We start from the raw sequence: 12,723 nt of genomic DNA, 5'->3' as shown, positions 1-12,723 counted from the left end.
TGATTACAAGATTGGGAATAGTATATGGATTTTTGAGGAGAAATTCAAAGAAAGGAATAATCCTCATGATTGGAAAATTCATCATCTTATTTGACTCAACGTGAATGAGATCAAACGATAATTTATTGAAAGAAATACCTGATTATCCAATAAAATATTTATTTACATTATCAATTACATAGCCAACCATCTCATCCGTCATCTCAGGATGCGCCGGTATTGATATATTTTCGTTTGCACACGCTTCGCTTACAGGAAAATCACCGGGCTTGTAACCGAGATGCTTGTATGCTTCCTGAAAATGAATCGGAATAGGATAATGAAGCGCGTTTCCAATTTCTTTATCTGTAAGGTATTGTTGAAATGCCGCCCGTTTCTTTGTCCTCAAAACAAATTGGTGATAAACGTGAACTGCTTTAGGTGACTCGTACGGCACAATCAGATCGCTGATGCCGCTGAATGCCTGCTTATACTTTGCTGCTATCTCCCTCCGCTTTGCTGTCCATTGTGCGAGATATTTCAGCTTAACACCAAGCACAGCACCTTGTATTCCGTCCATCCGGTAATTGTGTCCCCAGAATTGATGTTTATACTTTTCAGACTGACCATGATCGCGAAGTTGACGGAGTTTCTTTGCAAACTCATCATTGTTCGTAATGATTCCGCCGGCTTCACCATACGCTCCTAAATTTTTACCAGGGTAAAAGCTGAAACAGGCGGCTTCACCAAAGTTGCCTACGAATTTTCCGTCGTACATTGCCAAATGAGATTGAGCGGCATCTTCAATTATTTTTACATTATATTTCAAAGCAATTTTCTGAATTTCATCCATAGCCGTCGGTTGACCGTACAAATGTATCGGCAGTATGGCTTTCACATTTTTACCCTGAGGAGATTTCAATAACTCGTCTAACTTTAACGGATCCATCGTGTATGTCTTCGGCTCTATATCGACGAAAAGCGGCTGAGCGCCGGTAAGAGAAATAGCTTCGACGGTCGCAATGAATGTAAAAGGTGTTGTTACAACCGCATCTCCAGCACCAATATCTAAAGCCCAGAGAGCAGCGTGGAGTGCATCAGTACCAGAGCCGACTGCAATGCAATGTTTTACTTGATGAGCTTTTGCAAATTCTTGCTCGAAATCACTGACAGCTTTACCCAGTATGAATTGCGTGTTTTCAATTACATTTTGAATAGCGGAATCTATTTCCGGTTTTATAGTTTGATATTGTTTTTTTAGATCTGCAAGTGGGATTTTCATAATTTATATAGAATGATTGGATGATTGAAATAATTGGAATGATTTAAATATTGAATCATTAAAATGAATTATATTTTCCTGACTATGCTCCTTGCGGAGCGTCGTCAGTTATAACTGCTAAACGTAGTTTAGCGGAGAGGGAGAGATTCGAACTCTCGATAGACTTGCGCCTACACCGGTTTTCGAGACCGGCTCTTTCAACCACTCAGACACCTCTCCGGATCAATTAAAAAGTTAAAAATTAAAAATTTAAAAAAACGGACGCATTAAATTCAGTGATAATCTACGAAAAAGGAGGAAGAAAAACAATAACGATTATACACTAAATCGTGTGCAGAACAAGATAGTACAATTAACCGATACCGAGATTTATTTTTAAACTTTGGTCATCTTGCAGGCATCTTATGTAACTAAATAAATCTATTACGTATCATAATATGTAATACGACAGCTCACAAAATATTTATTAATTTTAAAGGAGCTAACTATGAGACATCAAACTTCTTACCTACTGGTTGTAATCTCAATTACAATATTTCTCTCACTACCCGGATGCAGCATAACCGGATGGACAACCAAAGATATACCGGATGGTTCCGATATCGGAAAGGGGAACGCCGTTACTATCACCACGAAAGCCGGAAAAATCATGACAGGACAATATATTGGTGTTCAGGATATTCCTATTCCCGATTATGCCATCTCTTACAACGAAACTATTTCTCAATCGATCTTAAACAAACTATTACCTCAATATGGTGAGAATATCCAAATCACCACAAAAATTGCGGAAAATAAAGTCTGGGAAGGTCAATTTATAAGTTTTGATTTGGAACATATTCGCATAATGTTAAAGGGGAAGTCTGAACCGGCAGAACTTTACATCAGCGGTCTGACAACATTATCAAAGATTGGAGAGAAGAGAGTTCAGATGATGCAATTCAGGAGATTGTTTGAAAACGGCGACATCCCGTTGAGATCGGCAGTCGTTTTAAAAAACGGAAATGATGATTTAAAAATTCCGATCAATGAAATTCAAAATATAACTTCCGGATCAATAGATGTTGCACGCATATTGAGCAGTTTGCGGAGATAATTTAAATTTTTATAAATAAGAAAAGAATTGAAATTTGTACGATCCGGTATCAAGAATTGATGAACAATTCTTGTCCAACAACTATTCTTGATGTTCGTAACCTGTTCCAGTTACGCAACTGTTCAATCGTTACGCCGAATGTAGCGGCGATTTTCTCGAGTGTATCGCCCCGCCTCACCGTATATGTTAACCCTTTTTTATTCTTACCTGTATCATTGGCTGCTGCCATGGATAATGAACCATTTCCTTCAATCAACACTTCGATAACTTGTCCGGCTTGAATGGTAGATGATGTAAAACCGTTCCACTTCCGAAGGTCTTCGATTGCCACACTATATTTTTTGGCTATACTTCCAAGGTTATCGCCTGATTTAATTTTATATTTCACCCAGTATGGACCTGCGTGTTTTTTTTCCGAATATCTTTTTGGTTCCGGTTCACCTGATGAAAGCATTTTATCATGTTCGGTTTCTGAAACGTTGCTTAATGCTGTAACCTCAGCGGCTCGTTCTTTTGGTACCCATATGGTCAATATTCCACCCGCCTTGATTGAACTTCCGTATGGAATTCCATTCCATATCCTAAGATCAGAGATACGAACATCGAACCATTCGGCTAATTTTCCGAGTGTATCTCCTTTGCGAATACGGTAGGAGACTTTCGATTTCCCCTTTTTTCTTTCAGATATATTTACCCGCTCTACACTGTTCGACTTTTCACTTTTGTCACCACCTTCATCGGTGATCGACGCTAAATATTTATTCGCGGTTTCCGGAACAGGTATTATCAATTCTTTTCCCGCCTTGATTGACTTGGACGGCAATCTGTTCGCTTCAACGATCATATCACTTGTAATACCATACCGCTTCGCAATTGATGCGAGCGATTCGCGTTTACGAACTTTGTGGACAATCCAATCACGTTTTTCACTCGATGGAATGGTGGTATAGTTTTCTGAAAATAATGATTGTTTCCCAGCCGGAATTCTCAAATTGTAATCATTGATCCCGGGTGGTGTACACCAGCGTAATAATTCCGGATTCAAATCTTTTAAAGTTCCCACATCAGTGCCGGCACATTTTGCAAGCACAGATAAATCGAGCGAACCATCAACGGTGACATAATCATACGCCAATGGATCCGAAGGAACTACTGAAAAACCATATCCTTCCGGATCAAGCGCCATCGCCGTTACGGCAATATATTGAGGGACATAATTTCTAGTTTCCTTTGGGAGGAAGGGTCTTAGTTTCCAAAAATCTTGAGAGCCGCTTTTTCTTATTGCGCGAAAAACTCTGCCGGCGCCAGAATTATAAGCGGCAAGCGCTAAATACCAATCCCCGAATTCTGTGTAAAGATCTTTTAAATGACGAGCAGCCGCTCTTGTGGCTTTCTCGAAATCTCTTCTTTCATCAAACCAAAAATTTCCTCGAAGTCCGTACAACTTTCCTGTTCCTTTAATGAATTGCCATATTCCTACGGCTTTCGCCCATGAACGCGCGATCGGATTCAAGCCGCTTTCGACCATCGAGAGATGCATTAACTCTTCCGGCACACCTTCTTCCCGAAAGATTTTTCTCATCATCGGAAAATATAAGCCGCCTTTGTACAACCAATGTTCAAAATGCTTTCTTCCTTTTCCACGGAAAAATTCTATATTCTTCTCAACATGACCATTAATAACAAGAGGGACTGAAGTTGTGGTTATGACTTTAATAGTTGTGTCTTCGTCTTGTCCTGGTTGTAACTCATCAAGTTCATTCAATTTTTGCCGCAATGCGAAAATTGAGGTTTGCGATCCAAGACGATCGATGTTCGCGATATATTTTTCATAATCTTCCACGAGACTATGAGATAGATCGTTAAAATCCTGATTATTTTCGATATTCGGATAAAATGCAAGTTCGTTTAAAATTCCGATAGCATATTCAAATTCATTGATACTTTGAACTGAATCGCCTGCCTGTTCTGCATCCAAGGCATTCAGATAATGTTGACGAGCCGCTTCCAGTAACTGGCCTGTTAATTCATCATAAGTAGAATCTGCAATCAAACTGTCGCTTATTGCCGATTCCATCTCATCTTTTGATAATGTATCCAGGTAGGCGGCATTTATTGTTGGAAGGTTGGGTGGTAACGGTTGATGTGATGTCTTAACCGATTTCTCAGTCGAGCAACCAAACAACACTGCGAGAAGTAATATTCCAACTGTTATCTTTTTCAATAAATACTCGATATTTTCGTTTAACTTAAATTATAGCTGTTGAAAATATAGGTGTTTTAGCGGAAAATGTCAAGCACTATTTCAAAGGGGAGTGATAAATCTCATTTCATAGTGGTATATTACCATGCTTTTTCTTCGGATTGAGGTCTACTTTGTTTTCTAATATTTTAAGCACTTTAATCAAACGCGACCGTGTTTCACTCGGTTCTATTACATCATCAAGATAACCACGGGCAGCAGCGATGTATGGATTAGCGAATTTTGTCCGGTACTCCTCTACTTTCTCCGAAAGCGCTTTTTCTTTATTTTCCGCATTTTCTATCTCCTTTTTGAAGATTATCTCCACAGCACCCTGAGGCCCCATGACCGCAATTTCCGCCGTGGGCCAGGCAAAATTGAAGTCACCACGAATATGTTTCGAATTCATCACGTCATAAGCTCCTCCGTATGCTTTGCGCGTAATGACAGTTACTTTTGGAACTGTTGCCTCACAAAACGCGTAAAGCAATTTTGCACCGTTCTTGATTATCCCCCGCCATTCCTGATCTGTGCCGGGTAGGAAACCAGGGACGTCTTCTAGGACGACTAACGGGATATTAAACGCATCGCAGAAGCGTACAAAGCGGGCACCTTTCATGGATGAATCATTGTCCAGTACACCTGCCAGTACCGATGGTTGGTTCGCGATAATTCCAACAGACCGTCCGCCAAGTCGTCCGAATCCGACAATTATATTTTGTGCGTACAATTCATGCACTTCAAAAAAATCATTATCATCAACTATCAACCTGATCACTTCTTTCATATCGTAAGGTTTGTTCGGGTTCTCGGGTACAATCGAGTTAAGTTTTTCATCCGACCGATTCGGATCATCTTTAGATTTTACCATTGGCGCGTCGTCTAGATTATTCGGTGGAAGGAAACTGACCAATTTTCTTATCGCCAGTAAACACTCCCCTTCGTTTTCACAAGCAAAATGCGCCACACCCGATTTTGTTGCATGTGTGATTGCACCGCCAAGATTTTCGAACGATACATCTTCGTGAGTAACGGTTTTTACGACGTTCGGTCCCGTCACAAACATATAGCTTGTATTTTTCACCATGAAAGTGAAATCGGTTATCGCAGGAGAATAAACTGCACCACCTGCGCATGGTCCCATGATTGCTGATATTTGTGGAATAACACCGGATGCAAGTGTGTTGCGTAAAAATATATCGGCGTACCCGCCAAGACTTACAACACCTTCCTGAATTCGTGCACCACCCGAGTCATTCAACCCTATTACAGGTGCGCCAACTTTTAAAGCCATATCCATTATCTTGCAAATTTTTTCCGCATGCGCCTCGGAAAGCGATCCACCAAATACCGTAAAATCCTGACTGAAAACGAAAACCAATCGACCATCGATGGTTCCGCTGCCTGTTACAACTCCATCTCCAAGAACTTTTTGTTTTTCTAAACCGAAATCATAAGAGCGATGCTCAACAAGCGCATCAATTTCAAGAAAGCTGTTACGATCCAACAAAACCTCAATCCGTTCTCTGGCAGTAAGTTTACCTTTGTTGTGCTGATCTTCGATTCTTTTTGCACCACCACCGTGTAAAGATTTTTCTTTTAGATGATGTAACTGTGCTAATCTTTCCGACTTATTTTGTTTTGACATAAACCACCTTTGGCAATTTTAACATTGATGATGAGAAATATAGGGAAAGATGCGATGGATGTCAAGAAAAAACAGATGGATGTTTGATATGCAATGTCGGTATCCCATATCGCACATCGCATATCAAAATTAATTCCACCGAAAATGTTACATCGTTATGCTTTCTCTAAGGTGAAGCAACCAACGTTATTGTGCCTGCTTGATTTGCTCTTACCCAGTATCCTAAACCGGGATCGATTGTAGTTGCGTGAAGATAAGAACCACCGGTATATGTGTATACTGGTCCGATTGTCAATCCGGATGATAATCCGATATTTGCGACCGCTACCGGTTTGGAAATCGAACCAATCATATTCCAACCGGGGAGAACATCAATTGATAAAGAAAAAATTTGTTCACCGATAAAATATTCTGTTTTGCATCCGTCATACTTCACCCAGTATCCTTTACCAGGGATTAATGAATCCTGCATTTCATACTGCCCTTTAAAAGAAAATGCTTTTGAGATTGCGGACGGTACTAGATTTGGTTTATATGAATCGCGCGGGATCAGAGGTAACGAAAATAGATTCCATCCACAAAAATTAAGCTTCATCCTGTATCCTGCATCGGGTAATGTCAACTGGTAAACACCGTTCTTACTTGTAGAGATATATACTTTGCACAAGTTGGTTTCTCTGATTTCCAGATCGGTGATATTATTTCCGCTATCGACCGCGGTTATTAATTGCCAAGTGTCTCCCGCATTTGTCGTTTCGTATAATTGGAAATGATCTCCGCCAGCAAGCAGATGGTTATTATCGAATGGATCTATTACTACCGTGCTTAAGTTATGATCACAGATAAGAGTACGATGACCAACCAAAGGATTACCAGGTGAAATACGAGAGTCAGTGATTTTTACAATTGAATTCCCATTTGCAAAATAAATAATATTCGTGTCTTTTGAATGAAAGGCGAATGATGTAACATTTCCATTAAAAAGTGTATCATCATCTGAGACACCGTTCCAAGTTTGCCCCCAGTCGTTTGATTTTCCGATTAGATAAAATCCGTAACCAGACATTCCACTAATCCATAATTGAGAATATGGAGATATTTTAATATTTGCCATCGTGGATGCAGGAAATACATTCTGCCATGAAGTATCAGTTTTTTTATAGATTCCTCCATCGGTGGCTGCAAATAAATAGTAGCCATTCCCGTCAATCATACTTACCTTGCCAACTTCCGATTTAACAATTCCGCTGTCATCAGCGATCCAATCTCCAGTTGATAATCTATATATCAATGTCGAATCGCCAGGCCTTTTTTGTCGGTCAACTCCTGCTCTTAGCGAAGAGTAGTCAGGATATATTGATGTAATCCATCTACCTCTCAATCCAAGATTACTCCACGATGAATCGGCACCATTGAACCGGTATACACCACTATCAACCGTTCCTACATAGAGGTAATCATTGTAGATCCTGATATCATTAACGCAAATGCTGTCCAAACCCAGATGTGTAATTTGTGAGAAAGATATTACACTTAAAGAAAGAAATAAAATTAATAATATAATCGATGCTTTCATAACCTGCCTCTTAGCATAATTATTAATATTTTCACCCAGTGAATCTAATATATTAGGATTCACTTTTATCAAGTTAGCTCATTGATTTCTAAAAAACAAGATAAAATTTTAACCCATTCAGAGAACGGTTTCAATCACCCCACCACCCACAACCTTATCGCCGTCATACATAACCAGCGATTGTCCCGGAGTTATGGCGCGCTTCGGTTCTTTAAAAATTATTTTTATCATCTCGTCTGCAGATGCTGAAGCGATAGCCAGAGTTGGCGTATCTTTGTAACGTACCATTGCCTTCACAGCTATTTCTCCGTCAAGTTTTTCCAGTGTGATCAGATTAATATTCTTAGCGATTAATTCAGTTTTCATCAAATCGATATTTTTACCGATCTGAACTAAATTATTCCCCGGATCGATATCAGTCACATATACTTTCTCTCCGTGAGCACCAATACCGCTCCGCTGACCAATCGTATAAAACGGAGTGCCTTCATGCTTGCCAACAATTTTCCCATCAAATAATAAATCACCCGGTTCCGGTTTCACTCCTGTACGTGCAAACCGTTCTTTAAGGAAACGGCGGTAATCGTTATCTGCGACAAAACAGATTTCGAAACTTTCTTCCTTCGTGGCGGTTTTAATTCCCCTCGATGAAGCAAATGCTCGCACTTCTTTCTTCGTCATATCTGCGAGCGGAAAGATAGTCCGCCGCAAAGATTCCTGACTCAATCCCCACAATGCGTATGTTTGATCTTTGTCAGCGTCTTTGGAGCGAAACAAATTGTATCTTTTCGATTCCTCATCAAACCTAACACGCGCATAATGACCGGTGGCAATGAATTCAGCATCGAGCGCATCTGCTTTTTTCAGCAACTCGCTCCATTTGATTTTCTGGTTACAAACAACGCATGGGTTTGGCGTTCGTCCGTTGCGATATTCATCGACAAAATTATCGATCACCTCGCGCCCGAACTGCTCGGAAAAATCGAGAATGTAATGAGGGATTCCTAAATTCACCGCAACAATTCTTGCATCGTTGAATGCATCTAATCCGCAACAACTTGCCTCGCGATAAACATTTCCGCCAACCTCTTCGAAGTTGAACATTTTCATTGTAACACCGATTACATTGTAACCCTGCTCAACCAACATAGCGGCTGCTACCGAAGAATCTACACCGCCGCTCATCGCGATAATTACAGTTTTATTTTTGTTTGAATTTGTCATAGATTTATTTTAAGATATAGAATTTTACATGGAAGAGCAAAAGAAGCAATGGGTCACAGAAGTATAAAGGATGAAGGATGAAGGATAAAATCCGAAATCTAAAATCTGATCTCTATTTGAATCCCAATTCTCTCATCGATATTATCGGGAAGCTGATCTGCTCCTGTTCCTATCTTTTTCAAATCATCTCTTGTGTTGTTTGAATACTTTGCCGATAATTCAATCGATTCGACCAACTCATATTTTAGAAGGATATACCACCGCAATCCTTTTCCGTACAAAATCGGTTGGGTCATTACACCATCAAGGTCTCTTTCGAATTCATAAATTCCGCTATCGAACGAACCAGTCTTGTAATAAATTGTTCTACTGTTTACGATAAATGAGGATGACACTGAATAAACAACATCGCTCATAACTAACGTTCCGGATTCGATCTTAAAATAATCATGTTTTAAAAGTCGATATTCATACCTCCCTTTCACTCGAAGATTTTTAGATATTGAATGATCGATATTGAATCGGATTTGTTGTTTGTGCACTTCACCGTTAATCAATTTTGAAAATCCATAATTATCACTCACATCTAATTTATCTTGGCTTTTCTTCCGACGATACCTGACTGTGAGTAAAGTTGATTTATCGATACCCAATTCGATCTGCGATAAAATATCAGAACCGACTTCGGAAAATCGTGATGAATTCGAATCATTAAACCGGAATAAATCTCCGTAAATCGATAATCGTAATCGCTGATAAATCTTGGCGGTAAGTCCAAGGTACATTCCATTCTCATCCGATCCTCGTTCACCGAACGGATTGCCATGCAGAGTGACAAATTTGTAAGGATAATTACGGTAAGCGGTAATCACGGAGAATGAGTTATAAGGAGATATTTTTATTCCACCAAGTCCGGCAAGGGTTGAGCTAGCAACAGCACACTCTCCGAAGAATGTTGTCGCAGATGATATTACCATCCAATCTGCAGAGTATGCAGTATTAGATCTACCGAGCTCCTTTTTTCCATCATCAAGGAGAACGGGATTTGAATAATAATTTCTGGAATATGTCAAACCAAAAACGGTCCCTTTCCATGCGTTAAATTTTATATGAGCCCCATACATTTTTTCCGACAAGTTATTTCTTTTAGAGATCTCATTCACGGTACGAAAATATCCTGATGAATAAATGCTGGTAACATTACCTGCCGAATCGATGGATGCACTTTTTTTCATGCTTGATATAAAACTCGTTATATTAAAATTTCCCAGAGAAAATTCAAACGCGGCACCTCTGAAAAAACCTGATTCACCGGAGGAAAGATAACTTCGAACAACATCCGATTCTCTTAATACCGGAGATACAATCTCGGCACCTTTAGTCATGCCGTACAAATCGCCAAAGACAAGTCCCAGTCCCGTTTTCAAGACATAATCTCCAAACACAATTTTGTTTATCGATCCGACATCTGCGATTGCGAGATTGAAACTGAGAAAGTCTGCATAATGCAATTCGCCGGGATCCTTTTCTGTTAATATACCTCCGGATATATTTCTCCTGATTTTTGATTTAATTCGGTGATACATTTTATATGGTGAACCCTTGTATGATTTTTGAATATAACCTACCGATCGATCCAAATTCCAACTCAATCTGTTCCTGAAGGATATTTTGTATTCATCTTTCTGTTTATTTTTGAATATCAGATCGGTGTTCGGATCGTCATCAGAAGTTGAAGATTGTTCAACCTGCTCTTCGATTCTATTATCTATCTCTAAAGAATCTATCTGATTTAAATCATCAGATTGAGAGAAGGAAATCGATTCAATCAGGAGTATCGAAATAAATAACATTATACTTTTCATCTCTCCTCCTCTTCTAAAAAAACGATAATGAGAATGTATGAGTCCATCCGAGATCGATATGTCTGCTGGATGCATAATCGATTTGAAATATCGAGATTCGAACACCGAAACCGGCAGAATATTGGATCGGACATTCAATCATTCCAGCACGAACCGCAAAGGCATCGATCAACCAATACTCTAAGCCGGTGCGGAGCGATGGGTCGAATGAAATTTCTTTAAATGCATCGAAGACAATTTGCAGATTATCGAACGGTTTATAATTTACTCCTACCGAAATCGATTGCGGTAATTTTTCTTTCGTTTTCCCGATTGTGGGTGAATTAATATTTCGTATCGATAAGCCGCATTCGATTTTTTGCGATAGCGGTATATTTATCCCGGCATCGCACCCAACGGTCGCATCGGAACCGTAACGTTCGATTGACAAATGGTAATAATTCAGATTCAGACCGAATGATAAATCTGACAACTTTGCTCCGTATGAAATAGTTGCGGTAATTTCTTTATACATTTTTAATCCGGAACTTTGAATTAAGCCGCCGAATACACCGAATGAAACAGGCACATAACCGACTAATGATTGAATACTCAATTCCCGTATCCCAAATATTTGAGGAGTGTAGGAGCAGGCGAATTTAAAATTATCGATTCCCGCAATTCCTGCCGGGTTCACCGCAATCGACCAGACATCACCGATATCCGCAGTCAATGCACAACTCATACCGGATGAACGAGCTCCTAAACTGTTTTTCTCGAATCCACATTCACAGACAGAAACAAATATTAATATCGAAACAATAAGCTTTATCATATCACCTCCATGATATTTTAATTTTGACTCGAAACTTGAACAAGTGATGACTATTCTCTATATTTCAACACAGGAGAATTTTTCTATGAAAACCATAATCATATTCGCGGTTCTGTCGTTTTGCCTGACTACTTTTATCCAAGCTCAGGAAATTGATTGCGACGTAACCATCGACCTCGAACCGTTGACAACATCTGAAGCGAAAGATAATTTGAACGATTTCGTTCAACAACTTAAAAATTATATCAACGGTCATCGCTGGACACAGGAAGACCGGGGAGATCAGAGAATCAAATGCGCGATAAATATTTCGTTCCAGGGAAGTGAAGGAGAGCATGGATATAAAGCCCAAGTTTTTATCGGCAGCCAAAGACCGATTTACCGGGCGGATAAATCCACCGCAGTTGTTCGCATAATGGACGACAAGTGGAACTTCGAATATATTCGGAATCAAACTCTCACGCATATGGAAACCCGATTCGATCCGTTATTGAGTTTCATTGATTTTTATATTTATCTGATCTTAGGATACGATGCCGATACATATCAGACAGGCGGAGGAACTCCATATTTTCAGAAGGCGTACGAGATTTCAAACATTGCTCGCGGTTCCGCATCCGATGCGAAAGGTTGGGAATCCTCGACACAAGGTTTATACTCTCGTTCACAAATCATCGATGAACTTCTGAATCCGAAGTTCCAGGATTTCCGGAAGGCGGTTCACATCTATCATTTCAGAGGGCTCGATTCCCTCTACACCGAGAAGAAGCTGCCGTTACGCAGGATCTTCCTCGCGTTGGATAAAATAGGAAAACTTCGTGAAAAAATCAATCAACCAACTATCATCATACGAACTTTTTTCGATACGAAATATCTTGAGATTAGTGAAACGTTCCAGCGCTCAAAGGAACCTTCGATTTATAGTCGAATTGCGAAAATCGATCCTGAACATCAAAAATCGTATGATGAATATGACGGTAAACGTCGCTGAGAATAA

At 39.7% G+C, this 12,723-nt stretch carries 9 protein-coding genes and 1 tRNA gene; 2 read left to right on the top strand and 8 right to left on the bottom strand.

Annotated features, from left to right (window positions below):
- Window positions 1-142: 142 nt before the first annotated feature.
- Window positions 143-1,261 carry a DegT/DnrJ/EryC1/StrS family aminotransferase gene (locus HZB59_12740; protein ID MBI5022295.1) on the bottom strand — a complete coding sequence of 373 codons (1,119 nt, stop codon included), beginning with the start codon at window positions 1,259-1,261 and terminating at the stop codon, window positions 143-145.
- Between the two features lie 132 nt (window positions 1,262-1,393).
- Window positions 1,394-1,480, bottom strand: a tRNA-Ser gene (locus HZB59_12735).
- 268 nt (window positions 1,481-1,748) lie between these two features.
- On the opposite strand from HZB59_12735, the gene HZB59_12730 reads away from it, so the two are divergent.
- On the top strand, window positions 1,749-2,357 hold the full coding sequence (locus HZB59_12730) for a hypothetical protein (protein MBI5022294.1): 609 nt from the start codon (window positions 1,749-1,751) through the stop codon (window positions 2,355-2,357).
- Between the two features lie 49 nt (window positions 2,358-2,406).
- Here HZB59_12730 and HZB59_12725 read toward each other — a convergent pair whose 3' ends face one another.
- From HZB59_12725 to HZB59_12700, 6 genes are all read right to left on the bottom strand, one after another.
- Window positions 2,407-4,581 (bottom strand): LysM peptidoglycan-binding domain-containing protein, encoded by a 2,175-nt coding sequence (locus HZB59_12725; protein MBI5022293.1) that lies wholly within the window; start codon window positions 4,579-4,581, stop codon window positions 2,407-2,409.
- 106 nt (window positions 4,582-4,687) lie between these two features.
- The gene (locus HZB59_12720) at window positions 4,688-6,247 is read right to left on the bottom strand and encodes an acyl-CoA carboxylase subunit beta (protein MBI5022292.1); all 1,560 of its coding nucleotides are present in this window, start codon (window positions 6,245-6,247) and stop codon (window positions 4,688-4,690) included.
- 166 nt (window positions 6,248-6,413) lie between these two features.
- Window positions 6,414-7,823: a hypothetical protein gene (locus HZB59_12715; protein ID MBI5022291.1), complete on the bottom strand. Its 1,410-nt coding sequence runs from the start codon at window positions 7,821-7,823 to the stop codon at window positions 6,414-6,416.
- Window positions 7,824-7,940: 117 nt separating this feature from the next.
- On the bottom strand, window positions 7,941-9,047 hold the full coding sequence (gene mnmA / locus HZB59_12710; GenBank protein MBI5022290.1) for a tRNA 2-thiouridine(34) synthase MnmA: 1,107 nt from the start codon (window positions 9,045-9,047) through the stop codon (window positions 7,941-7,943).
- 98 nt (window positions 9,048-9,145) lie between these two features.
- A complete protein-coding gene (locus HZB59_12705) occupies window positions 9,146-10,912 on the bottom strand; it encodes a hypothetical protein (GenBank protein MBI5022289.1) in 1,767 nt (588 codons plus the stop codon).
- Between the two features lie 13 nt (window positions 10,913-10,925).
- Complete coding sequence (locus HZB59_12700) at window positions 10,926-11,726, bottom strand: hypothetical protein (GenBank protein MBI5022288.1); 801 nt, start codon at window positions 11,724-11,726, stop codon at window positions 10,926-10,928.
- A gap of 85 nt (window positions 11,727-11,811) precedes the next feature.
- Here HZB59_12700 and HZB59_12695 point away from each other — a divergent pair, with 85 nt between their 5' ends.
- Window positions 11,812-12,717 carry a DUF4835 family protein gene (locus HZB59_12695; protein MBI5022287.1) on the top strand — a complete coding sequence of 302 codons (906 nt, stop codon included), beginning with the start codon at window positions 11,812-11,814 and terminating at the stop codon, window positions 12,715-12,717.
- The last annotated feature ends 6 nt before the right edge of the window (window positions 12,718-12,723 follow it).

The organism is Ignavibacteriales bacterium (assembly GCA_016214905.1).
Lineage (GTDB): Bacteria > Bacteroidota > Ignavibacteria > UBA10030 > SZUA-254 > PNNN01.
The sequence above is the reverse complement of the archived record's forward strand: the minus strand, read 5'-3'. Positions and strand labels throughout refer to the sequence as shown.

Bases quoted from the DNA above. Each gene is read 5' to 3' on its own strand.
- HZB59_12695 (MBI5022287.1), top strand. From the start codon at position 11,812: ATGAAAACCATAATCATATTCGCGGTTCTGTCGTTTTGCCTGACTACT.
- mnmA (MBI5022290.1), bottom strand. From the start codon at position 9,047: ATGACAAATTCAAACAAAAATAAAACTGTAATTATCGCGATGAGCGGC.
- HZB59_12705 (MBI5022289.1), bottom strand. From the start codon at position 10,912: ATGAAAAGTATAATGTTATTTATTTCGATACTCCTGATTGAATCGATT.
- HZB59_12730 (MBI5022294.1), top strand. From the start codon at position 1,749: ATGAGACATCAAACTTCTTACCTACTGGTTGTAATCTCAATTACAATA.
- HZB59_12715 (MBI5022291.1), bottom strand. From the start codon at position 7,823: ATGAAAGCATCGATTATATTATTAATTTTATTTCTTTCTTTAAGTGTA.
- HZB59_12740 (MBI5022295.1), bottom strand. From the start codon at position 1,261: ATGAAAATCCCACTTGCAGATCTAAAAAAACAATATCAAACTATAAAA.
- HZB59_12700 (MBI5022288.1), bottom strand. From the start codon at position 11,726: ATGATAAAGCTTATTGTTTCGATATTAATATTTGTTTCTGTCTGTGAA.
- HZB59_12720 (MBI5022292.1), bottom strand. From the start codon at position 6,247: ATGTCAAAACAAAATAAGTCGGAAAGATTAGCACAGTTACATCATCTA.